The organism is Paracoccus benzoatiresistens (assembly GCF_026913015.1).
Taxonomy (GTDB): Bacteria; Pseudomonadota; Alphaproteobacteria; order Rhodobacterales; family Rhodobacteraceae; genus Paracoccus; species Paracoccus benzoatiresistens.
In genome coordinates this window covers 51,141-73,593 of sequence record NZ_JAPTYD010000001.1, presented here as the reverse complement: position 1 = coordinate 73,593, position 22,453 = coordinate 51,141, and the positions used below count along the sequence as shown (strand labels likewise).

At 67.8% G+C, this 22,453-nt stretch carries 18 protein-coding genes; 6 read left to right on the top strand and 12 right to left on the bottom strand.

The window, feature by feature from the left end:
* Positions 1–83: 83 nt before the first annotated feature.
* Genes glgX through glgB form a run of 4 tightly spaced genes read right to left on the bottom strand, consistent with a single transcriptional unit; the run spans position 84 to position 7,040 of the window.
* Entirely contained in the window at positions 84–2,168 is a 2,085-nt protein-coding gene (gene glgX / locus OU682_RS00375; RefSeq protein ID WP_268940080.1) for a glycogen debranching protein GlgX, read from the bottom strand.
* Positions 2,165–3,592 carry a glycogen synthase GlgA gene (gene glgA, locus OU682_RS00370; protein ID WP_268940079.1) on the bottom strand — a complete coding sequence of 476 codons (1,428 nt, stop codon included), beginning with the start codon at positions 3,590–3,592 and terminating at the stop codon, positions 2,165–2,167. The genes glgX and glgA overlap by 4 nt, the downstream gene beginning before the upstream one ends.
* A complete protein-coding gene (glgC, locus tag OU682_RS00365; RefSeq protein ID WP_268940078.1) occupies positions 3,589–4,845 on the bottom strand; it encodes a glucose-1-phosphate adenylyltransferase in 1,257 nt (418 codons plus the stop codon). The genes glgA and glgC overlap by 4 nt, the downstream gene beginning before the upstream one ends.
* Positions 4,827–7,040: a 1,4-alpha-glucan branching protein GlgB gene (gene glgB / locus OU682_RS00360; RefSeq protein WP_268940077.1), complete on the bottom strand. Its 2,214-nt coding sequence runs from the start codon at positions 7,038–7,040 to the stop codon at positions 4,827–4,829. The genes glgC and glgB overlap by 19 nt, the downstream gene beginning before the upstream one ends.
* A 119-nt stretch (positions 7,041–7,159) precedes the next feature.
* On the opposite strand from glgB, the gene OU682_RS00355 reads away from it, so the two are divergent.
* On the top strand, positions 7,160–8,761 hold the full coding sequence (locus tag OU682_RS00355) for an alpha-glucosidase (protein WP_268940076.1): 1,602 nt from the start codon (positions 7,160–7,162) through the stop codon (positions 8,759–8,761).
* Position 8,762: 1 nt separating this feature from the next.
* On the opposite strand, the gene OU682_RS00350 is transcribed toward OU682_RS00355, so the two are convergent.
* Both OU682_RS00350 and OU682_RS00345 read right to left on the bottom strand, forming a co-directional pair.
* Entirely contained in the window at positions 8,763–8,945 is a 183-nt protein-coding gene (locus OU682_RS00350) for a hypothetical protein (RefSeq protein ID WP_268940075.1), read from the bottom strand.
* 64 nt (positions 8,946–9,009) lie between these two features.
* Positions 9,010–9,909 carry a LysR family transcriptional regulator gene (locus tag OU682_RS00345; RefSeq protein WP_268940074.1) on the bottom strand — a complete coding sequence of 300 codons (900 nt, stop codon included), beginning with the start codon at positions 9,907–9,909 and terminating at the stop codon, positions 9,010–9,012.
* Positions 9,910–10,034: 125 nt separating this feature from the next.
* Here OU682_RS00345 and OU682_RS00340 point away from each other — a divergent pair, with 125 nt between their 5' ends.
* The 3 genes from OU682_RS00340 to OU682_RS00330 are packed head-to-tail and all read left to right on the top strand — an operon-like array spanning position 10,035 to position 12,337.
* Positions 10,035–10,976, top strand: coding sequence for a ring-cleaving dioxygenase (locus OU682_RS00340; protein ID WP_268940073.1), 942 nt, complete (start codon positions 10,035–10,037; stop codon positions 10,974–10,976).
* Between the two features lie 51 nt (positions 10,977–11,027).
* Entirely contained in the window at positions 11,028–11,582 is a 555-nt protein-coding gene (locus OU682_RS00335) for an NADPH-dependent FMN reductase (RefSeq protein ID WP_268940072.1), read from the top strand.
* Entirely contained in the window at positions 11,579–12,337 is a 759-nt protein-coding gene (locus OU682_RS00330; RefSeq protein ID WP_268940071.1) for a VOC family protein, read from the top strand. Before OU682_RS00335 ends, OU682_RS00330 begins: the two co-directional genes overlap by 4 nt.
* 20 nt (positions 12,338–12,357) lie before the next feature.
* On the opposite strand, the gene OU682_RS00325 is transcribed toward OU682_RS00330, so the two are convergent.
* Positions 12,358–12,681, bottom strand: a complete 324-nt coding sequence (locus tag OU682_RS00325) for a GNAT family N-acetyltransferase (RefSeq protein ID WP_268940070.1) — start codon at positions 12,679–12,681, stop codon at positions 12,358–12,360.
* Positions 12,674–14,197, bottom strand: coding sequence for a VOC family protein (locus OU682_RS00320; RefSeq protein WP_268940069.1), 1,524 nt, complete (start codon positions 14,195–14,197; stop codon positions 12,674–12,676). The genes OU682_RS00325 and OU682_RS00320 overlap by 8 nt, the downstream gene beginning before the upstream one ends.
* A gap of 513 nt (positions 14,198–14,710) precedes the next feature.
* Between OU682_RS00320 and OU682_RS00315 the strand changes: the two genes are divergently transcribed.
* Positions 14,711–15,256 carry a DUF924 family protein gene (locus tag OU682_RS00315; protein WP_268940068.1) on the top strand — a complete coding sequence of 182 codons (546 nt, stop codon included), beginning with the start codon at positions 14,711–14,713 and terminating at the stop codon, positions 15,254–15,256.
* A gap of 45 nt (positions 15,257–15,301) precedes the next feature.
* Here the strand turns inward: OU682_RS00315 and hmuQ are convergent, their stop codons facing one another.
* Entirely contained in the window at positions 15,302–15,622 is a 321-nt protein-coding gene (gene hmuQ / locus OU682_RS00310; RefSeq protein ID WP_268940067.1) for a heme-degrading protein HmuQ, read from the bottom strand.
* 156 nt (positions 15,623–15,778) lie between these two features.
* On the opposite strand from hmuQ, the gene OU682_RS00305 reads away from it, so the two are divergent.
* Positions 15,779–16,594: an MBL fold metallo-hydrolase gene (locus OU682_RS00305; protein WP_268940066.1), complete on the top strand. Its 816-nt coding sequence runs from the start codon at positions 15,779–15,781 to the stop codon at positions 16,592–16,594.
* A gap of 158 nt (positions 16,595–16,752) precedes the next feature.
* Here the strand turns inward: OU682_RS00305 and OU682_RS00300 are convergent, their stop codons facing one another.
* The 3 genes from OU682_RS00300 to OU682_RS00290 are packed head-to-tail and all read right to left on the bottom strand — an operon-like array spanning position 16,753 to position 22,421.
* On the bottom strand, positions 16,753–18,114 hold the full coding sequence (locus tag OU682_RS00300) for an efflux transporter outer membrane subunit (protein ID WP_268940065.1): 1,362 nt from the start codon (positions 18,112–18,114) through the stop codon (positions 16,753–16,755).
* Entirely contained in the window at positions 18,111–21,221 is a 3,111-nt protein-coding gene (locus tag OU682_RS00295) for an efflux RND transporter permease subunit (protein ID WP_268940064.1), read from the bottom strand. Before OU682_RS00295 ends, OU682_RS00300 begins: the two co-directional genes overlap by 4 nt.
* A gap of 6 nt (positions 21,222–21,227) precedes the next feature.
* Positions 21,228–22,421, bottom strand: coding sequence for an efflux RND transporter periplasmic adaptor subunit (locus tag OU682_RS00290; protein WP_268940063.1), 1,194 nt, complete (start codon positions 22,419–22,421; stop codon positions 21,228–21,230).
* Positions 22,422–22,453 lie beyond the last annotated feature (32 nt).

Sequence of the window (22,453 nt, the reverse complement as noted above, 5' to 3'; positions counted from 1 at the left end):
TTCCATACGGTTGAAAAGGGCCGGACGCGCGATTCTATGCTGTGTATCACGGATGCCCGAAATTGTGATCGGCTGCGCCTGCCTCAGGCATCCGCCGTCAGGTCGCACAACACGAAAGCCACCACACTTGCCGCGACGATCCATTCGACCTTTCCCGCCCGTTGGTCTGGCATGGCGTCGCGCGCGCTGTCCAGCCGCCTGCGCCAGTGGCCACCCTGCGCGGGCTGGGGCAGATGCACCCTGGCATCGGGACCGTTGTTGAAGACCAGAAAGACCGCCCCCGGCAGCGCAGCATAGGCGGGCGTCCCCGAGGCCATGCGCATTTCCGCCGCCAGCAGCCGCCCCTGGGGGTTCGACCAGTCGGCGGGCGTCATCGGCTGGCCGTCGGCGCGGCGCCAGAACAGGTCGGGCAACCCGTCCTGTTCGCGCGACTGGCTGTGCAGGAACCGGCGCTGGCGCAGGATCGGATGGGCCTTGCGGAAGGCGATCACCTGGCGGCAGAAGTCCAGAAAACCCCGGTCCGCGCCTTCCCAGTCCACCCAGCCCAAGGGGTTGTCCTGGCAGTAGGCATTGTTGTTGCCGTTCTGCGAATTGCCAAGCTCGTCCCCCGCCAGGATCATGGGGGTGCCCTGGCTCAGCAGCAGGGTGGCAAACAGGTTGCGGCGGCGGCGGTCGCGGCGGGCCCGGATGGCGGGATCCCCGGTCGGGCCTTCCACGCCCATGTTGTCCGACAGGTTGTGGTTGTGCCCGTCGCGGTTATCCTCGCCGTTCGCCTCGTTGTGTTTCCTGGCGAAGCTGACGGTATCCATCAGCGTGAAACCGTCATGGGCGGCGATGAAGTTGACCGAGGCGGTGGCCGCCCGCCCGTCATGGTCGAAGCGCGCCGCCGATCCGGCGATGCGCTTGGCCAGATGGCCGATGTGGCCCGCGTCGCCCCGCCAGAAGGCGCGCACATCGTCGCGGAAGCGGTCGTTCCATTCGCAGAAGGGCGCAGGATAGGCGCCCAGTTGATAGCCTCCCTCGCCCAGGTCCCACGGCTCGGCGATCAGCTTGACGCGGTTCAGGACCGGATCCTGCCTGACCGCGCGAAAGAACGGCCCGTCGCGGTCAAAGACGCCGCGCGTGCGGCCCAGAACCGAACACAGGTCGAAGCGGAAGCCGTCCACATGCATCACCTCGACCCAGTAGCGCAGCGAATCCACCACCAGCCGCAGCGCGAAGGGACTGTCGAGATTCAGGACATTCCCCGTCCCCGCGTCATTCGCGTAAAAGCGCCGGTCCTCGGCCAGCCGGTAATAGGCGGCGTTGTCGATGCCGCGAAAGGACAGGGTCGGGCCAAGGTGGTTGCCCTCGGCGGTGTGGTTGTAGACCACGTCCAGGATCACCTCGATCCCGGCCTGGTGGAAGCGGGCGACCATCTGCTGGAATTCCGCGATGTCGTCTGCCTGCATGTAGCGTGGCTCGGGCGCGAAGAAGCCATAGGACATGTAGCCCCAGTAGTTCGACAGTCCCCGGTCGGTCAGGAAGCGGTCGTCGGCGAAGGCGTGGACCGGCAGAAGCTCGATGGCCGTGACACCCAGGCCGTTCAGATGGTCCAGGATCGGGTCCGAGGCCATGGCAAGGTATGTCCCGGGATGCCGCACCTCCGGGTGCAGCATGGTCAGGCCCTTCACATGCGCCTCGTAGATGACGGTTTCCGTCAACGGGCGGCGCAGCGGCTGGTCGTCGCCCCAGCTGAAGGCGGGATCCACCACGACGCAGCGCGGCATGTGCGCGGCGCTGTCGCGGCGGTCGAAGGACAGGTCCGAATCGTGATGCCCGGCGCGGTATCCGAACAGCGCGTCATGCGGACGCGGGCTGCCCGTCAGGCGCTTCGCATAGGGGTCGATCAGCAGCTTGTTCGGGTTGAAGCGATGCCCCTCCCGCGGGCGATAGGGCCCATGGACGCGGAAGCCGTATCGCTGGCCCGGCGCCAGCCCGGCGATGTATCCGTGCCAGATGTGGCCTTCGCGTTCCGGCAGCGGGATACGCGTTTCGCGGTGCTTGTCGTCGAACAGGCACAGCACCACCTGGTCGGCATGCTGCGAGAAAATGGCGAAGTTGACCCCGCCCCCGTCGAACGAGGCGCCAAGCGGAAACGGATGCCCCGCCGTGATCGTGTGGTTCATCTGCCGGCCGTCAGCCGGGCATAAAGCGCGGCATAGGCCCGTGCCGACTGGTCCCAGCCGACGGGCTGCGCCATCGCGTTCGCGACCAGCCGGGACCATGTGTCCTTGTCCCGGTAAAGCTGGCACAGCCGGGTCAGGGCGTTGCGCAACGACTCGGCCGTCACGGGCGAGAACTGGATGCCCGTCGCCACCCCTTGCGCCAGGCTGGCGGGGGATGCGTTGATGACGGTATCGGCCAGCCCGCCGGTCAGGCCCACCACCGGCACCGTGCCATAGCGCAGCCCGTACATCTGCGTCAGCCCGCAAGGCTCGAACCGCGAGGGAACCAGGATCGCGTCGCCCCCCGCGATCATGCGGTGCGACAGCGCCTCGTCATAGCCGATGCGCACGGCGACATGGGGGTTCTGTTCGCCCAGGCGGCGGAAGGCATGTTCAAGCGCCGGTTCGCCCGACCCCAGAAGCGCAAGCTGCCCGCCATGATCCAGCAGCGCGGGCAGCGCCTCGGCCACCAGATCCAGGCCCTTCTGGTGCGTCATCCGGGACACGACCACGCAAAGCGGGCCGTCCGCTTCCGGCAGGCCCATCTCGGCGCGCAGGGCGGCCTTGCTGGGGGCCTTGCCGGGCAGGCTGTCATAGGGCCGGATCGCGGGATCGGTCGCGGGGTTCCAGGCGTGCAGGTCGATGCCGTTCAGGATGCCGGTCAGCGCTTCGCGCCGAAACCGCATCACCCCGTCCAGGCCCATGCCGAATTCGGGGGTCATCAACTCCTCGGCATAGGTGGGGGACACGGTGGTCAGGGCATCCGCCTCCATCAGCCCGGCCTTCAGCGCCGAGATGCCGCCATAGAACTCGTAGCCATCCATCTGGAAGCGCCAGGGATCGAGGCGGAGCGACTGCATCCGGCCGGCATCCGTCGCCCCGGTGAAGGCGATGTTGTGGATGGTCAGCACCGTGGCGGGACCGCCGCCCATCTGGCGCAGGTATTCGGGGACGAAACCCGCCTGCCAGTCGTGGCCATGCAGAACCTGCGGATGCCAGCCCGCCGCGCCATGGATCCCGACATGCGCGCCGACCCAGGACAGCGCGGCAAAGCGTTCGGGATTGTCGGGCCAGTCCCGCCCGTCCGGGCCCAGATAGGGATTGCCCGGCCGCGAGAACAGGTGGGGGGCGTCGATCACCAGCAGATCCAGCCCCGCCGCCCAGCCGGTCAGAAGCCGTGCCGGGGCGCCGAACAGGTCATCGAAGTGCGCGGCCTCGGTCCAGTCATGCAGGGCGGCGATCACGGCGGGATAGCCGGGCAGCAGGGTCCGCATCTGGACCCCCTGGGTCCACAGGGCGGCGGGGAGCGCGCCCGCCACATCCGCCAGCCCGCCCGTCTTGACCAGCGGCGCGCATTCCGAGGCGATGGACAGGACCCGCGTCACAGGCTGGCCGCCCGGCGGTCCAGCATGTCCTGGGTGATCAGGGTGATGCCTCCTTCGCTGACGCGGAACCACTTGGCGTCCTCGGCGTGATCCTCGCCCACGACCAGGCCCTCGGGGATGACCACGCCCCGGTCGATCACCGCGCGGGTCAGGCGGGCACGCCGCTGGACGGTGACGTAGGGCAGCACCACGACATGATCCAACGACGCATAGCTGTTGGTATGGACCTGCGTGAACAGCAGCGAGTTGCGGATTTCCGTGCCCGAGATGATGCAGCCCCCCGACACCATGGACGACACGGCAATGCCGCGCCGGTCCTTTTCGTCATGGATGAATTTCGCGGGCGGCGCGCTTTCGGAATAGGTCCAGATGGGCCATTCGCGGTCCCACAGGTTCAGTTCGGGGGTAAAGTCGGTCAGGTCGATATTGGCCTTCCAGAAGGCATCCACCGTGCCCACGTCCTTCCAATAGGCGGGCGCGCCCGGATCGCGCACGCAGGACACATCGAAGCGGTGCGCCATCGCCTTGCCCCTGCGCACGATCTCGGGGATCAGGTCGTTGCCGAAATCATGGCTGGAATTCGGATCCTCGGCATCCCTCAGCAGCAGATCGCGCAGGAAGGGCCAGCTGAAGACATAGATCCCCATGGAGGCCAGCGCGCTGTCGGGATCGTCAGGCATCCCCGGCGGATCGGAGGGTTTTTCCAGGAACGAGGTGATGCGCCCGGTTTCGTCCACCGCCATGACGCCAAAGGCCGTCGCCTCCATCCGGGGCACGGTCAGGCAGCCGATGGTCACGTCCGCGCGGCTTTCGCAATGCTCGCGCAGCATGATCTCGTAATCCATCTTGTAGATGTGGTCACCCGCCAGGATCACGATGTAATCGACGTCATAGCTGTCCACGATGTCGATGTTCTGGGTCACCGCATCGGCGGTGCCGCGATACCAGTGTTCCTCTGACATGCGCTGGCTGGCGGGCAGGATGTCCATGAATTCGTTGCGCTCGGCCCGGAAGAAGTTCCAGCCCCGCTGCACATGGCGGATCAGGCTGTGGGCCTTGTACTGGGTGGCGACCGCGATCTTGCGGATGCCTGAATTCATCGCGTTCGACAGGGCAAAGTCGATGATGCGGGTCTTGCCACCGAAATAGACCGCCGGTTTGACGCGGCGGTCGGTCAATTCCTTCAGGCGGCTGCCCCGCCCGCCGGCCAGCACGAAAGCCATCGCGCGCCGGGTCAATCTTGCCTCGGACATCCAACATCCTCCCCTTGAATACGTTCGCCTGCAACAAGGATCACGACCGACAAGGGCGGCAGGGTGATCACCATCGAGGCGGGCTGGCCGTCCTGCGGCTTGTCCGTGGCCTCGACCCCGCCAAGGTTGCCCATGCCGCTGCCGCCATAAAGGGCCGCGTCGGTATTGATCGCCTCCCGCCAAGGGCCCGCCTGCGGGACGCCGATGCGGAAACCGGGCCGCGGCACCGGAGTGAAGTTGCAGGCGACGACCACCGGGGGATCGCCCGGCTCGCCCCGGCGGATCCAGACATAGGTCGATTGCGCCGGATCGGTCGCCACCCACTGGAAGCCGTCGGGATCCGCATCCTTGCGGTAAAGCGCGGGGGTTTCTCGATAAAGCCGGTTGAGGTCGCGCACCAGCGCCTGCACGCCCTGGTGCCGGGGCTGGGCGGCGGCGGGCCAGTTCAACTCGCCATTGTGGTTCCACTCCTCGGGCTGGCCGAACTCGCAGCCCATGAACAACAGCTTCTTGCCCGGATGGCCCCACATGAAGCCGTAATAGGCGCGCAGGTTGGCGAATTGCTGCCATTCGTCGCCCGGCATCTTGCGCAGCATCGACCCCTTGCCGTGGACAACCTCGTCATGACTGATCGGCAGGATGAAGTTTTCGGAAAAGGCATACATCAGCCCGAAGGTCATCAGGTCGTGGTTGTATTGCCGGTGCACCGGATCGCGCTGCATGTAGCGCAGCGTGTCGTTCATCCAGCCCATGTTCCACTTGAAGCCGAAGCCAAGCCCGCCCGCGTCCACGGGGGCCGATACCTTGGGAAATGACGTGCTTTCCTCGGCCACGGTCATGATGCCGGGGCTTTCGGCATAGGCCGCGACATTCATGGCCTTGAGGAAGTCGATCGCCTCCAGGTTCTCGCGCCCGCCATGCTTGTTGGGGATCCACTGTCCTTCGGACCGCGAATAGTCGCGGTAGAGCATGGAGGCCACCGCATCCACGCGCAGCCCGTCGATGTGGTATTCCTCCAGCCAATACAGTGCATTGGCGATCAGGTAGTTCCGGACCTCGGTCCGGCCATAGTTGTAGATCAGCGTGTTCCAGTCCTGATGAAAGCCTTCGCGCGGGTCGGCATGTTCGTAAAGCGCGGTCCCGTCGAAGCGCGCCAGACCATGGGCGTCCGTGGGGAAGTGGCCTGGCACCCAGTCCAGCAGGATGCCCAGTCCCGCCTCGTGCGCGGCCTCGACCAGGTCGCGGAATTCGTGGGGCGGGCCGAAGCGGATCGTCGGCGCATACATCCCCACCGGCTGGTATCCCCAGGATCCGTCGAAGGGAAACTCGCTGACCGGCAGCAGTTCCAGATGCGTGAAGCCCATGTCGGCGGCATAGGCCACAAGGTCGCGCGCCAGTTCCTTGTAGGACAGCGGCCGCCCGCCCTGGTCCAGCCGCCTGCGCCAGGATCCCAGATGCACCTCATAGATGCTGATCGCCGCGCGGCGGTCCTGGACGGCGGCCCTGCCCGCCATCCAGTCGCCGTCCTTCCAGCCATAGCCGGTGATGTCGCGCACCACGCTGGCCTTTTCCGGTGGGTGCTGGCTGCCAAACCCCACCGGGTCGGCCTTCATCAGCAGCCCGCCCTGAGCATCGAGGATCTCGTATTTGTAAAGCGCCCCCTCGGCCACGCCCGGCAGGAAAATCTCCCACACGCCGCTGCCGCCGATGCGCCGCATCGGGTTGCGGCGGCCATCCCAGGCATTGAAGGGGCCGACCACCGAAACCCGCCGGGCATTCGGCGCCCAGACCGCGAAATGCGTGCCGGCGGCGCCTTCATGCACGATGACATGCGCGCCAAGCGCCTGCCACAGCCGGCGATGCATGCCCTCGCCCAGCAGATGCAGGTCAAGCTCGCCCAGGACCGGGCCGAAGCGATAGGGATCGTCGAACTGCCATTCGGCCCCGCCCGCCGTGCGGGCCTTCAGCCGATAGGGGCCGGACACCCGCCCCTGGAACAGGTCGCCGAAGACACGCTCCAGCGGCACATCGCCCGCATCCGTCACGGCGCCGAGGGCGGCCAGGTCGGGATGATAGACGGTCAGCCAGCCGTCATGCGGTCCCAGGATATCGAAAGGGCGGTCGCAGCGCCCGCCTGACAGGGCGGCGATATCGTCGTTCGTCAAGCGCAGAAGATCGTCAGGCGTTTGTCCCATGAACCCACTCTAACCGGCCCGCCGTTGGGGGCAATCTGTCTTGTAACGCCGAAATCGTCTTTCCGGTGCCACACCCGTCGTGTTCTATCGGCGCCAAGGCGATCCAACAGGAGAAACGGATGACCGAATGGTGGCGCGACGCGGTGATCTACCAGATCTATCCCCGCAGCTTTCAGGACAGCAACGGCGACGGGATCGGCGACCTGCCGGGCATCACCCGTCGGCTGGACCACGTGGCCTCGCTGGGCGTGGATGCGATCTGGCTGTCGCCCATCTTCACCTCGCCCATGAAGGACATGGGCTATGACGTCAGCAACTACTGCGACATCGACCCGCTGTTCGGCACGCTTGCCGATTTCGACGCGCTTGTGGCGCGTGCGCACGAACTGGGCCTGAAGGTTATCATCGACCAGGTCCTCAGCCATTCCAGCGACCGCCACCCGTGGTTCGCCGAAAGCCGGTCCAGCCGCGACAACGACAAGGCCGATTGGTATGTCTGGGCCGATCCGAACCCCGACGGCACGCCGCCGAACAACTGGCCCTCGGTCTTTGGCGGCCCGGCCTGGGAGTGGGAGCCGCAGCGGCGGCAGTATTACCTGCACAACTTCCTGATCGAGCAGCCCGACCTGAACCTGTGGAACCGCGACGTGCAGGACGCGCTTCTGGGCACGATGCGCTTCTGGCTGGAACGCGGCGTGGACGGCTTCCGGCTGGATACGGTCAACTTCTACTTCCACGACGCGCGGCTGCGGAACAACCCGCCCAATCCCGACAGCGCCGCGCCCGACACCTACAACATGCAGCGCCATGTATATTCGAAGAACCGGCCCGAAAATATCGCCTTCCTGAAGCGGATGCGCAAGCTGACCGACGAATACGACGCCCGCATGATGGTCGGAGAGGTGGGCGAAAGCGGCGATACCTCGATCCACATCATGGCCGAATACACCGCCAGCACCGACCGGCTGCACATGTGCTACAGCTTCGAGATGCTGAGCCACCAGTTCACCGCCCGCCATTTCCGCCACACGATCGAAGGTGTCCACCAGGACGCGCCCGACAGCCATGCCTGCTGGTCCTTTTCCAACCACGACGTGTTCCGCCACGTCACCCGCTGGCTGCCCTATGCCGAAAGCGCCGAGGCCCTGGCCCGGCAATCGGCGGCGATGCTGCTGTCCTTCCCGGGCACCATCTGTCTTTACCAGGGCGAGGAACTGGGCCAGACCGAGACCGAGCTGGTCTACGAGGAACTGACCGATCCCCCTGCCCTGCGCTTCTGGCCCGAGGTCAAGGGGCGCGACGGCTGCCGCACGCCGATGGTTTGGGACGAAAGCCCGAACGCGGGCTTTTCGACTGCCAAGCCCTGGCTGCCGGTCAAGGACGCACAGGCGGCGCGCGCGGTGGCGGGCCAGCAATCCGACAATGACAGCGTGCTTTCGGCCTATCGCGCGACCATCGCCTTCCGCAAGTCGCAGGTGCCGCTGCGGATGGGCGAAACCTCGTTCCTGGACCTGCCCGAGCCGATCCTGGCCTTCTATCGGGGCATCGAGGGGCTGGCGCTGACCTGCGTCTTCAACCTGTCCGCGGAATCCCAGCGGCTGACCCTGTCGGACGGCGCGGACCTGGTCGGCCCATCGCAGGCCACGCTGTCCGAGGGCGTGCTGGACCTGCCGCCGAACGGCTTTGCCTGGCTGGACCGCGCGGTCAGGCTATCCGCGTGAATCAGTCGGGCTTGCGCCGTACGAACAGCTCGAAGGCCAGATAAAGACCGGCAGCCCCCGACAGAAGCGCCCAGAAGGGGTTGCCCGTGTAAAGCTCGACCCCCGCCCAGATCAGGGGCGTGGCGACGCAGGCCACCCGCACCCAAAGCTGACGGAAAAACGGCGCATTCGGATCAACCAGCATCTGTCACGGCTCCTGCGTTGGACTGCAAATATCCCGGGGGTCCGGGGGCTGGCCCCCGGTCTTTCTACAACCCCGCCAGCCATGGCGCCGCCCCGGCAAAGGCCCCGGCCACATGGTCGATGAAGGCGCGCGTCTTGCGCGGCATCGGCCGGACCGGCGGCCAGACCACGCTGACGGGCAGGGACCGCTGCGGCAGATGGGGCAGCAGCCGCACCAGCCGCCCGTCGCGCAAGGCATCATGGACAATGAACATCGGCAAAAGCGCCAGCCCGAGACCCCCGATTGCCATGTCGCGGATCGCATCGCCATTGTTCGCCGTGATCCGCCCCGGGGGCGGGGGCGCCACGTCCGGGCCAAAGGGCCAGAGATCCCCCATCCGTGCATTCAGATAGCCGATGGTACGATGCCCGGCCAGATCGCGAGGCGCCCCGATGGCCCCATGCACCGCCAGATAGTCGGGGCTGGCGACCAGGACGCGCGGATCCTCGCAAACCCTTCGCGCCATCAGGCTGCTGTCCTTCAGCTCGCCGATGCGCAGGCCGACATCGAAGCCCGCCCGGCCCAGGTCGGTCAGCTGGTCGTCGTAATCCAGCACGATCTCCAGCCCGGGATGGGCGCGGGCGAAACCCGCGATCACCGGGCCCAGGTGGCGGATTCCGAAGCTCATCGGGGCGGCGATGGCCAGGCGGCCCCGCAGATCCGCCTGCCCGCCCACGCTTTCGGTCGCGGCGATCAGTTCCGCCAGGGCCGGGCGCAGCCGGTCGGCCAGGGCCAGGGCATTGTCGGTGGGCGCGATCCGGCCCGCATGGCGCACGAACAGCGCCACGCCAAGCGCCGCCTCGAAATCGCTGATCCGCTTGCTGACCACTGATTTCGACAGATCGGCCCGCGCCGCCGCGCCGGAGATGCTGCCCGCGTCCAGCACGGCCAGGAATGTGCGAATGTCGTTGATCGACCAGTCCATCGGCGCACCATAGCCGGGATGGCATCGTTCGCAAGAACCGAACGCCGCTTTGCCGCGGCGGCGGCTGCCCCGAACGGTGCGTTTGCGCCATATTGGCATCAAGCAAAGGGAAAGGAGCAGCACCCATGCAGCTGACCGGCATCCACCACCTGACCGCCATCACCGCCGACGCGGCGGGCAACAACCGCTTCTACACCGACAGCCTTGGCCTGCGCCGGGTGAAGAAGACGGTGAACCAGGACGACATCTCGGCCTATCACCTGTTCTTCGCGGACGGGGCGGGCACGCCCGGCACCGACATCACCTTCTTCGACTGGCCGGTCGGCCGCGAAGGGCGCGGCACCCATTCGATCAGCCGCACCGGCCTGCGGGTGGCCGAGGACAGCCTCGACTGGTGGGCCGCGCGGCTGACCGGCCTTGGCGTGTCCACCGGCAAGGTCGCCACGCTGGACAACCGCGCCAGCCTGGACCTGGAAGACCCCGAAGGACAGCGCCTGCGCCTGGTCGCCGCGCCCGATCCCGCAGGGCAGCCCTGGGATCAAAGCCCCGTGCCTGCGGAACACCAGATCCGCGGCCTGGGCCCGATCACGATCTCGGTGCCCGAACTTGCGCCGACCGAGGCCGTGCTGACCGAAGTCATGAACATGACGCGGGTGCGCGACTATGCCAGCCCGGATGGGCAGGGGCAGGTCCATGTCTTCCAAATGGGCAATGGCGGGGCGGCCGCCGAACTGCATGTCGCGGTCCAGCCCGGCCTGCCCGCGGCCCGGCAGGGCGCGGGCGGTGTCCACCACGTCGCCTTCCGCGTGCCCGATCCGGCGGCGCTTGCCGAATGGGCCGCCCGCCTGCGCGGGTTCCGCGTCCCCAATTCGGGCGAGGTCGAGCGGTATTATTTCCGCTCGCTGTATTTCCGCGAACCCGGCGGCAACCTGTTCGAACTGGCGACCGACGGGCCGGGCTTCGACGTGGACGAACCGCGCGAAACGATGGGCCAGGGCCTGTCGCTGCCGCCCTTCCTGGAAGGCCGTCGCGCCGCGATCGAGGCGGGCCTGAAGCCGCTGGACTGATGGCCGCGCCAAGGGCACCCTTGCCCCCGGCACTTCACGAAGGGATTTCGCATGACCACCATTCTTGGCCTTTCGGGCAGCCTGCGCCGCGCCTCGTTCAACACGGGCCTTCTGCGCGCCGCGCATGAGAAGGCGCCCGAGGGCGTGCAGATCGTCATCGGCGATATCTCCGGCGTGCCGCTGTATAACGGCGACGAGGAAGCCGCCCATGGCACGCCGCCGGCGGTCGCCACGCTGAACCGGCAGCTGGCCCAGGCCGACGGCCTGCTGCTGGTGACGCCCGAATACAACAACGGCATCCCCGGCGTCTTCAAGAACGCCATCGACTGGATGTCCCGCGGCGAGGGGCTGGCGCTGTTCGCGGGCAAGCCCGTCGCGGTGATCGGCGCCTCGCCCGGCGGGTTCGGGACCACGCAGGCGCAGACGCATTGGTGGCCCGTGCTGCGGACGCTGAAGACCCTGCCCTGGTGGGAGGGCCGGTTGATGGTGTCGCGCGCGCGCGGGCTGTTCGACGCGGACGGCACCCTGACCGACGACAAGACCCGCGAACAGCTGGCGGAATTCGTCGCGGGCTTTGCAGCCAGTTTGCGAAAGGACAAGCCATGACCCCCGCCATCGACCATGTCGTCCTGACCGTGCGCGACTTGCCGGGCATGACGGCTTTCTACCGCGACGCAATCGGCCTGTCCCCGCTGGGCGGCGACAACGGCAGCGCACGCCTGGGCGCGGGCAATCGCACCCTGCTGGAACTGCGCGCCGAACCCGCCGCCCGGCCCCGCGATCCGCGCCAGGCGGGGCTGTTCCACACTGCTTTTCTTTTGCCCGACCGCGCCGCCCTGGCCCGCTGGCTGCGCCATGCGGCCGACAGCGGGGTCCGGCTGACCGGCGCCAGCGACCACGGCGTCAGCGAGGCGCTCTATCTGGACGACCCCGAGGGAAACGGCATCGAGATCTATCGGGACCGTCCCCCATCAGACTGGACCCGCGACGGCAGCCGGATCCTGATGTTCACCCGCAGGCTGGATCTGGACGACCTGCTGTCTGCGGCGGACGTCCCCTGGACCGGCGCGCCCGAGGGCAGCAGCATCGGCCATGTCCACCTTCAGGTGGGCGATCTGGACCGGGCCCATGATTTCCTCGCGGGCGACCTGGCCTTGACGCGGACCTTCGACGGCCAGGGTGGAGCCTGGTATGGCTGGAACGGCTATCACCACCATCTGGCCGGCAATGTCTGGAACAGCCGGGGCGCGGGTCCCCGTGACGCGGGAATGGCGGGCCTGGCCGAGGTCGTCATCGCGGATCCCCGCCGCGCCGGGCAGGCGATCGGCGACCCTTGGGGCACGCGCTTCCGCTTCGTGTAAGGCCCGGGCAAGACCCCGCCCTAGGGCTCGACGCGTTCGCCCGGCGCGGTGGCGAAGGCATCCGCCCAGTCGGGATGCTTGGCATAGCGCGACAACACATAGGAGCACAGCGGAAGGATCCGGAAGCCCGATTTCCGCGCATCCGCGACCATGTATTCGACCAGCGCGCCCGCCGCGCCCGTGCCGCGCAGTTCGGCGGGCGCGCCGGTGTGATCGGCGCTGATCCGATCCGGGCCGCGGCGGGTGAAGGTCAGTTCCGCCTCGGCAGCCGTGCCCGCCATCCGCGCGACATAGCGGCCGTGGCGGGCGTCGATCTCTTCCTTGGTGATGGTCAGGTCAGGCATCCGTTATCCCCTTCATCCAGTCAGTGGCGGCAGTCAGGTCGTCGGCCACGATGTCATGCCCGGCCTGGACGACGCGGGCATCCAGGGCTGCGCCCCGGGCGGCCAGCCATTCGTTCAGGCGCGGCGCATGGGGGCCGTAAGGGTCGCGCGCGCCCGTCAGGGTCAGCACCGACACGCCGGTCAGGTCGGCCTGCGGCAGATCCTCCAGCACCGCCATCGGCCGCATCAGGATCGCGCGCCGGATCAGTCCCGGCTGCAGGCCCATGATGGCGGCGGCGAAGTTCGCGCCGTTGGAATAGCCCATCACCGTGATGCGCGCGGGATCCAGGTCATAGGCCGCCAATGCGCCCTTCCAGAAGGCGGCAAAGGCCTGCGCCTCGTCGCGGATGTCCTGCTGATCGAAGCTGGTCATGGAGGTGCGACGGAAGAACCGCGCCACGCCCTCCTCGGTCGAACGGCCGCGCACGCCCAGCAGCGTTGCATGCGGCGCGATCCGGTGGGCCAGCGGCATCAGATCGGCCTCGTTCCCGCCGGTGCCGTGCAGCAGCACCATGGCCGAGCCGTCGGGCTCGTCGGGCTGGCGAAGCCGGTGAACGAAGGGAAGTTCTCTCATCCGTATCCTTTCCTCGCCCGGACGGGCGAATTGCGGCAAGCGCAGCCGCAGGTCGGCAGTGTCGGCCAGATGCGGGGGAATCATCAGGGCCCGGCCCAGACTATCCGCATCCTCGTCCACCGCCATGCCCGGACCATCCGTCGCAAGCTCGACCAGCGTATCCCCCGGTTCGCGGACGTAAAGCGACGTGAAATACCTGCGGTCATGCACCGCCAGCTCGCCCGCGTTGCGCGTTTTCAGGGCATCGTGGTGGCGCTGCAATGCCGCAGGATCGGGCACCCGCAGGGCGACATGGTCGATGACGCCGGTCCCGGGAATGCCCGGCACGAAGCCCGAGGCATCGCGGATGTCGACGGCATCGGTGTCCGACAGCAGCCGGGTCAGCCCGCTCTCGGCCGGGCCCGCGCGATAGCCGAAGGGGCGCAGGAAGGCGGCGGTCTGCCCGGGCATGGCGGACCAGATCGTGACGGCGCGGATCCGGCCGGGCGCGGCGGGCCAGCCGGTATCGGCCATGTCGGTGCCCACCAGCTTGACGATGATGCCGTCGGGATCCTTCAGCCGCAGCACGGGCTCGCCGAACTCTCGCACCGGGCCTTCGACGCGCAGGCCGCGCTGCATGGCGCGGGTCAGCCAGTCGCCGATCCGCGCGCGGGGAATCGCCAGCGCGATCTCGGCCACGCGGCCATGGCCCACGCGGCCCGGCGCGCCGTCCTGCCAGACAAGGAAGCTGACAAGGCTGCCGGGGGTGCCCGCCGGATCGCCATAGAACAGGTGCAGTTGCTCGGCATCCTCGAAGCCCGCGGACTGCTTGACCAGCGACAGGCTCAGAAAGCCCATCCAGAAATCGACATTCGCCTGCACGTCGCGGGTGATTGCCGTGACATGATGGATTCCGCTGGTCATCGCACACCTCTGGTTTCGCAAAACTTCCCACGAAGAATGCGGTTCCTGCCGGCCCTGCGCCATCCCCGCGGCCGCCAACCCGGTGTTCGGCGCAGGCGAACGCGTCCATGCCTGGCAGTTCGCAGTCCACGGACCTGCCCCGAGGACCAGATCAGGGAGAAGATGCATGATCTGGAACCCTGCACCCGCTTCTCCCGCCAATCACAAGGATCGCGGCCTCCACGTCACCGAAGGGTTCATCCGCATTGCCGGACGGGAAATCGGTGCGGGGCAGACGAGGGGCTTGCGCCCGGGCAACGCGATCGCGGTGCAGGCGGGCGACCGTGGCGATGGCGCCTGGCAGGGAAACGCTGGACGGGCCGCGCGATATCTGGTGGAACGTCATGGCATCCTCTTGCGAACGCATCGAGGAGGCGAGACGCCAATGGCGGGCGGAACACCGGGGCCGGGGTCCGTTCGACCTGCACCCACCGACCGCGCCAGGCATATCCGCTGCCGGAAAGGAACCGAGGAATGACGATCAGGACCGCTCAGGACGTGCTGGACTTCTGGTTCTCGGAGGAGATGGAGCCGCACTGGTTCGCCAAGTCGGACGAGATCGACGCCCGCATCCGCGACGGCTTCGCCGACACCTATCACGCCGCGCATCGGCGCGAGTTGGACAACTGGGCCAGGACGCCCGACGGCGCACTGGCCCTGATCGTCGTTCTGGACCAGTTCCCGCGCAACATCTTTCGCGGCACGGGGCGCACCTTCGAATCGGACGACATCGCCCTGGAACATGCCCGCGCCGCGGTGGATGCGGGCTTTGACCAGCAGATCGACGCCAAGCGGCGGGTGTTCCTCTACCTGCCCTTCGAGCATAGCGAGGATCTGCCCGACCAGACCATGTCGGTCGAACTGTTCGAGGCCCTGGGCGACCCAGGCTATCTGGACTATGCCATCCAGCACCACGACATCATCGAGAAGTTCGGCCGCTTCCCGCATCGCAACACCCTGCTGGACCGGCCGAATACACCGGACGAGGAAGAGTTCCTGAAGACCCACAAGGGGTTCTGAGCCGGGACAACCCAGGCCCAAGGCCAGGTCAGGGGCGGCGCGCTCCTATCCTGCCCGGCCGATCTGCTGGATCGCAGTGAAGCCTTCGAAGCGGGGCCCGCCCACGTAAAGCTTCTTCGTCTCGCCCGCGCGGGCATGGGCGTCGCGGAACTGCTGGCTGCGGGTCCAGCCGCGGAAATGCTCCTCGGATTCCCAGACGGTGTGCGAGGCGTAAAGGCGGCGGCCGTCCTCCTCGGGGCCTTTCAGCATGTGGAATTCGACGAAACCCGGCAGCTCGTTCAGCTTGCTGTCGCGGGACAGCCACAGGGCCTCGAATTCGGCGGCATTCTCGACCGGCACGGTGAAGCGGTTCATGGCGATGAACATGGGCGTCCTTTCTGACTGGCGATCCTGAAGGCATCTTCCCGCCGCTCAGGCGCGGGCGACAGCCCTGTCACGCGGTTGTGAGCCGCGTGGCGCGCTGCGGCTTTGGGCCGGGGGCGGATCCACGCTAGCCTTTCCGCGTCACGCCAGGGGGATGTCATGCGCCTTGCGATCCTTGCCGCCCTGTGTCTCGCCATGCCCCTGGCCGCCCAGGCACAGGACCGGCGGCCCAGCCATTGCATCGCCATCGCCGGGGGGCCGGAGCGGGTCCGGCAGGCCGCCTGGACGGACCCGGTGCCCGAACGCTCGGTCCGGCTGTCCTATCTGGGCCATTCGATGTTCCTGATCCAGACCGAAGGGGGCCTGGACATCGTCACCGACTACAACGGCGCCCTGCCCGCCGGCGTCCCCGCCCCGGACGTGGTGACGATGAACCATGCGCATTCGTCCCACTGGACCGACGCGGTCGAGGGCATCCCGCATGTCCTGCGAGGCTGGTCCGACCAGTTCGGCATCGCTGCCGACCATTACCTGACCCTGGAGGATACGCTGATCCGCAACGTGCCGACCGACATCCGGTCCTGGGGCACGGTCGAGGAAAACGGCAACTCGATCTTCGTCTTCGAGGCGGGCGGGTTGTGCATCGGCCATCTGGGGCACCTGCATCACGAGCCGACCGACGAACAATACGCGGCGCTTGGCCGGGTCGATGTGCTGCTGGTGCCGGTCGATGGCAGCTACACGATGGAGCAGGCGGTGATGATGCGGGTGGTCAGCCGGCTGAACAGTTCCGTCGTGATCCCGATGCACTGGTTCGGCCCCGCCCGGCTGGAAACCTTTGTGGCGGGCATGGCCGACCAGTTCGACATCCAGCGGCCGGGGGGCAGCGAATACCTGGCTTCCTTGCGCGGGCTGCCCGACCGGCCGACGGTTGTGGTGCTGGAGCCGCTGTCCTTCGGGGGGCGCTGGCGGTGACGGGTCGGCAGGGTGATCAGGTCTGCCGGGCGAACAGCCAGAAAGATGCCCCTGCGGCGAGCCTTTGTGACCTCTGTGCCCGCCATCCCCCTGCCCGCGTCAGGGAACGACCTGATCCGTGCAAACGCATGCGCTTCCTGACACCGCCCATGCCGATATCAACCCCCCTGGCGCGACCCCGCCCCCGTGGCGATCTGAAGCGTCGCCCATTCCTTGGCCGCCGCATTGCGCGCCTGCGCGGTGGCCAGCCGGGCGCTGGCGCGGGACCGGTCAGCCTCCAGCAGATCGACCAGCGCCAGGGCGCCGGCCTCGAAGTTCTGCCGGGCCAGGCGATAGGCGCGATCGTATGACGCGGCAGCCCCTTCGAGCGTCGCGGCCCGCTGGCGATAGCGGCGCAGGTTGGATTGCGCCGTCTGCACATCCTCGACAGCGCCGGCGATGGAGGATTTCCAGGCGATCTCGGCCTGGCGCGCCTCGGACAGGCGGCGGCTTCGGGTGGCCTGCAAGGCGCCCTGGTTCAGGACCGGCAGCGACAGCCCGGGGCCGAAGCCCCAGGCATTCGCGCCGCCCTGGTCCGTCACCGTCCCGGTCAGCGAAATCGCGGGCAGCAGATCCGCCGTCGCCACACCCACGGCTGCCAGAGCCGCGGCATAATCCTGTTGCGCCACGCGGATGTCGGGCCGCGACCGCAGCAGGTCGGCGGGGACGCCCGTGCCGGGTCCGGGCGGGGTGCGCAACTGCGCCGACCCGCGCCGCATCTGCGCCATCAGGGGCGCGGCCTGCGTGTTCAGCAGCGTGGACAGGCGATACACCTGGGCGTTGAACTGCGCCTCATAGTTCGGCAGGTCGGCGCGGGCAGTCTGCAGCAGCGCCTCGGTCTGGGCGACGTCGTAATCGGTGGCGATGCCCACGGACTGGCTGTTCCGCGTCACCTCCAGCGTGGCCTCGCGGGCGCTGATGGTGTCGCGGGTCAGCGCCAGGGCCTGCTGATGGAAGCGCGCGTCGGCATAGGCCGCGATCACCTCGGCCAGCCAGGCCAGGCGCACGGTCTGCGCCTCGGCTTGGGCAGAGCGCAGGCTGGCACGCGCCCCTTCCCTGCCGCGCCGGGCTCCCCCGAACAGGTCGAAGACCAGGCTGGCCGACAGGGCGGCGGAGTTGGACGTTGAAACGCCCATCCCGTCGCCGCCCGCGCGTTCGCGCCCCACGGTGCTTGTTCCGCCGACCTGCGAGGCCAGCACGCCCCTGCCCGCCAGATCGGCCTGGGCCGCGCGGATGCGTTCGTTGGCGGCCATGATGTCGAAGCTCTGGCCCATGCCCTGCCCGATCAGGCGGTTCAGGGCCGCGTCGTCATAGCCCGACCAGAAGGCCGCCTGCGCGGGTGTCGCTGTGCCGTCGCCTTCGGCGAAACCGGCCGGGACGGCAGGCGTCGGCAATGCGTCCGGATCCGGGCCGACCGCCGCGCAGGCCCCCAGGGCCAGGACCGATCCCAGCAGCGCGCGGCGGTGCATTCCATTCGTCATGCGGGTCTTACCCTTCTTCTTGTCACAAGCTCGACCGTCTTCAGAACGGCCACATAGAAGACCGGCACCAGGAAGATGCCGATCACGGCGGATGAGGCCATGCCGCCCAGAACCCCGATCCCGATCGAGTTCTGCGCCCCCGCCCCCGCGCCGCTGGCGATGGCCAGGGGCAGCACGCCCAGCATGAAGGCGAAGGTGGTCATCAGGATCGGACGCAGGCGCATCTTGGACGCCTCGATGGCGGCCTCCAGCAAGGGGCGCCCTTGGCCCACCAGGGCCTGCGCGAATTCCACGATCAGGATGGCGTTCCGCGCGGCAAGGCCGATGGTGGTCAGAAGGCCGACCTTGAAGTAGACGTCGTTCGACTGGCCGAAGAACAGCGCCGCCAGCAGGGCCCCCAGGATGCCGATGGGCACGGTCAGCATCACCGCCAGCGGCACCGTCCAGCTTTCGTAAAGCGCGGCCAGCGCCAGGAAGACGACCAAGGCGGACAGTGCGAACAGCACCGGCGCCTGGTTCCCCGACAGCCGTTCCTGATAGGACAGCCCCGTCCAGGCGGTGCCATAGCCGCCCTCCATGTCGGCCACCATCTCCTCCATGGCGGACATGGCCGCGCCCGAGGACAGGCCCTGCGTCGCCGCCCCCGACAGCTCCAGCGCGCGGGTGCCGCCATAGCGTGTCAGGGCCTGCGGTTCCTGGTCCCAGGCACGCGTGGAAAAAGCCCCGAAATTGACCATGTCGCCGTCGGAATTGCGGGCGAACCAGCGGTCGATATCCTCGGGCTGCGAGCGGGCATAGGCCTCGCCCTGGACGATCACGGGGCGCAGTTCCGTGCCCAAGGCAAAGTCGTTCACCTCGCGCCCCGAGAAGATCACGGACAGCATGGCGTTCACCTCCGAGATCGACAGCCCGAAGGCCGCGGCCTTCTGCTGGTCGATGTCCAGCCGCAGGGAGGTCTCAAAGGGCGCCTCGTTGCCGCGCAGGTTGGTGACGCGGCCGTCTTCCTGGGCGGTCGCGACCAGCTGGTCGGCGGCGGCCGTCAGCGCCTCTTGCCCGCGTCCGGACTGATCGACCAGATACATCGAGAAGCCCGAGGATGCGCCCATGCCCGGTATCGCCGGGGGTTGCAGGAAATAGGCCTGTCCCGCGCGGTTGTTCATGAAGAAATGTCCGTTCGCGCGCGTCACCAGGGATGCCACGTCAAGGCCCGGCCGATCCTTGTATTCGCGCAGCTTGGCAAACAGCATGGCGCTGTTCTGGCCCGATCCGCCGAAGCTGAAGCCCAGGACCGAGAAGGTCGATTCGACCGTGTCGGCCTCCTGCACGCGCAGGTATTCCTCGACCTTCTCGACCAGGGCCAGGGTCTGGGCGGTGGTCGATCCGTCGGGCGTCTCGATCATCACCATCATCACGCCCTGATCCTCGTCCGGCAGGAAGGATCCCGGCAGCTTCTGGTAAAGCGCGGCGACGCCGAAGCCGATAACGGCCAGCACCACCAGCATCCGGAACGGGCGGTGCACCAGCCGGGACACGACGGAGCCATAGCCGTTGGTGGCGCGGTCCAGGTTGCGGTTGAACCAGCGCGCCGGCGCGATCCCGTCGCCATGCTTGCGCGGCCGCAGAAGGCTGGCGCACATCGCGGGCGTCAGGATCACCGCGACGCCCAGCGACAGCACCATCGCGGTGATGATCGTCAAGGAAAACTGCCGATAGATCACCCCCGTCGCGCCGGACATGAAGGCCATGGGCAGGAACACCGCCGACAGCACCATCACGATGCCGACCAGGGCCGAGGTGATCTCGTCCATGCTTTTCCGCGTGGCCTCGACCGGGTCCAGGCCCTCCTCCTCCATCACGCGCTCGACGTTCTCGACCACGACGATGGCATCGTCGACCAGAAGGCCGATGGCGAGGACCAGGGCGAACATGGTCAGGGTGTTGATGGAAAAGCCCGCCGCCGCCAGGACGCCGAAAGTGCCCAGAAGCACGACCGGAATGGCGATCACCGGGATGATCGTCGCGCGCCAGCTTTGCAGGAAGGCCAGGATCACCAGGAAGACCAGGACCACGGCCTCGGCCAGGGTCTTGTAGACCTGGTGGATCGACTTCTCCACGAAGGGCGCGGTGTCATAGGGATAGACGACCTCGACACCGGCAGGCAGCGAGGCCGCGATGCCGTCGATCACGTCGCGCACGGCATGGGCCGTGTCCACCGCATTGGCGCCGGTGGCCAGGTTCACGCCAAAGCCCGCCGCCGGGTTGCCGTTGTGGCGCGCCGCCCCGCCATAGCTTTCCTGCCCGATCTCGATCCGGGCGACATCGCCCAGGAAGACGGTCGATCCGTCCGGATCCACGCGCAGCAGGATCCGCTCGAATTCCTGGACGGATGAAAACTGCGATTGCGCCGATAGGGTCATGGTCAGCCGCTGGCCCTCGGCCGAGGGCTCGGCGCCCAGGTCGCCCACGGTGACGTTGGTGTTCTGTTCGGACACGGCGGCGGTCACGTCGGCGGGCGTGACCTGGTATTGCGCCATCTTCATCGGATCCAGCCAGATGCGCATCGCATAGCCGGACCCGAAGGTGTTGATCGAGCCGACGCCCGGGGTCCGCTTGACCGGGTCCTCGATCATCTGGGACACCAGGTCGCCCAGTTCCACGGAGGAATAGCTGCCGTCCGTGCTGGTCAGCGCCCCGACCAGCAGGATCGAGGAGGTCGAGCGCGACACGTTCACCCCCTGCTGCTGCACGATGTCGGGCAGCTGGCTGGTGACAAGCTGCAGCTTGTTCTGCACCTGCACCTGCGCGATGTCGGCATCGACCGTGTCGTCGAAGGTCAGCGACACCGAGGCCGATCCCGGCGTCGAGTTCGATGTCATGTAGATCAGCCCGTCGATCCCGGTCATCGCGTCCTCGATGACGGTGGTGACGGAGTTCTCCACGATCTCGGCCGAGGCGCCGGTATAGGTCGCGCTGATGCGGACGGTGGTGGGGGCGATCTGGGGATATTGCTCGATCGCGAGGCTTTGCAGGCCAAGGGCGCCGACCAGCATGGTCACGAAGGCCAGGACCCATGCGAAGACGGGGCGGCGAATGAAGAAGCGGGCCATGTGAAATTATCCTGCGCTCGGAGCAGGCTGGGCCGGGGTGGCCCGGTCCGGCGTCTCGGCCGCCTGTTCCTGGACCACACCGTTCTCGTCCACGGACACGGGAACGGTGGTCACGGCGGCCCCCTCGGTCAGCTTGGACAGGTTGTCCACCGCCAGAAGATCGCCCGACTGCAGCCCGGCGGTGACGATCCAGTGGTTCTGGTAGGTGCCGTTGTCGGTCAGCTTGACCTGCACGGCCTTGCCGTCGCGGACGACCCAGGCCGAAAGCTGGCCGGTCTTGTCGCGCGATGCGGCGTTCTGGGTGACCAGAAAGGCCTCGGTCGTGCCCAGGTTGATCTGGCCGCGCAGGAACATGCCGGGCAGGATCAGCCGGCGCGGGTTGTCAAAGCGGAACCGCGTGTCCACCGCCCCGGTCGAGGTCGAGACGGTGAAGCCCGGCGCGACCAGCTCGCCCGTCGCGGCATAGGTTTCCCCCGTTTCCAACGTCAGCGTCGCCTGGATCGTCTCGCTGAGTTTCAGGCGGCCTTCGCTGATGTCGCCCATGACCGACAGCATCCGGGCCGAGGGCTCGTACATGTCCACCTCGATCGGATCCAGCCGGGTGACGGTCGCCATGGCCTCGGACTGGTTCGCGGTGACCAGATCGCCGACCGAGACCTCGGCCACGCTGGCCATGCCCTCGATGGGGCTGGTCACGGTGGTCCAGTCCAGCTCCGCCTGCGCCAGGGTCCGTGCGGCCTCGGCCGCCTGCAGCGCCGCCCGGGCCTGCTCCAGCGTCGCGCGCGCCTGGTCCACCTGCGCCTGCGTGGTGCCCGATCCCAGCAGCTGCTCGGTCCGGCCGAACGAGGTTTCGGCCTGCGTCAGCGCCGCGCGGGCCGAGGTGACCTCGGCCTCGGCCCTGGAAAGATTGGCCCGGTAGGTGGTCGGATCGATGCGGAACATGGGCGCACCCTGCTCGAGCGCGGTGCTGGGCCGATACAGGATCTCGGTGATGAGCCCGCCCACGCGGGGGCGGATCGCGGCGTCGGCCCTTGCCACCGCCCGGCCCGGCAATGTCAGGATGCGCGGCACCTGCTGGGACTGGACCGTGACCACCCCCACGGCGGGCGGCGGCATCTGACCCTCCTGCGCATGGCCTGGGATGGACAGGAACCACAGCGCGATCAGCGACAGGCACAGCAGGGGATGGATACGGGACATCGGTGGTTCCTTGACGCAGGGAGGGGTCAGGG

Bases quoted from the DNA above. Each gene is read 5' to 3' on its own strand.
- glgX (WP_268940080.1), bottom strand. From the start codon at position 2,168: ATGAACCACACGATCACGGCGGGGCATCCGTTTCCGCTTGGCGCCTCG.
- glgC (WP_268940078.1), bottom strand. From the start codon at position 4,845: ATGTCCGAGGCAAGATTGACCCGGCGCGCGATGGCTTTCGTGCTGGCC.
- glgB (WP_268940077.1), bottom strand. From the start codon at position 7,040: ATGGGACAAACGCCTGACGATCTTCTGCGCTTGACGAACGACGATATC.
- OU682_RS00355 (WP_268940076.1), top strand. From the start codon at position 7,160: ATGACCGAATGGTGGCGCGACGCGGTGATCTACCAGATCTATCCCCGC.
- OU682_RS00350 (WP_268940075.1), bottom strand. From the start codon at position 8,945: ATGCTGGTTGATCCGAATGCGCCGTTTTTCCGTCAGCTTTGGGTGCGG.
- OU682_RS00345 (WP_268940074.1), bottom strand. From the start codon at position 9,909: ATGGACTGGTCGATCAACGACATTCGCACATTCCTGGCCGTGCTGGAC.
- OU682_RS00340 (WP_268940073.1), top strand. From the start codon at position 10,035: ATGCAGCTGACCGGCATCCACCACCTGACCGCCATCACCGCCGACGCG.
- OU682_RS00335 (WP_268940072.1), top strand. From the start codon at position 11,028: ATGACCACCATTCTTGGCCTTTCGGGCAGCCTGCGCCGCGCCTCGTTC.
- OU682_RS00330 (WP_268940071.1), top strand. From the start codon at position 11,579: ATGACCCCCGCCATCGACCATGTCGTCCTGACCGTGCGCGACTTGCCG.
- OU682_RS00325 (WP_268940070.1), bottom strand. From the start codon at position 12,681: ATGCCTGACCTGACCATCACCAAGGAAGAGATCGACGCCCGCCACGGC.
- OU682_RS00320 (WP_268940069.1), bottom strand. From the start codon at position 14,197: ATGACCAGCGGAATCCATCATGTCACGGCAATCACCCGCGACGTGCAG.
- OU682_RS00315 (WP_268940068.1), top strand. From the start codon at position 14,711: ATGACGATCAGGACCGCTCAGGACGTGCTGGACTTCTGGTTCTCGGAG.
- hmuQ (WP_268940067.1), bottom strand. From the start codon at position 15,622: ATGTTCATCGCCATGAACCGCTTCACCGTGCCGGTCGAGAATGCCGCC.
- OU682_RS00305 (WP_268940066.1), top strand. From the start codon at position 15,779: ATGCGCCTTGCGATCCTTGCCGCCCTGTGTCTCGCCATGCCCCTGGCC.
- OU682_RS00300 (WP_268940065.1), bottom strand. From the start codon at position 18,114: ATGACGAATGGAATGCACCGCCGCGCGCTGCTGGGATCGGTCCTGGCC.
- OU682_RS00295 (WP_268940064.1), bottom strand. From the start codon at position 21,221: ATGGCCCGCTTCTTCATTCGCCGCCCCGTCTTCGCATGGGTCCTGGCC.
- OU682_RS00290 (WP_268940063.1), bottom strand. From the start codon at position 22,421: ATGTCCCGTATCCATCCCCTGCTGTGCCTGTCGCTGATCGCGCTGTGG.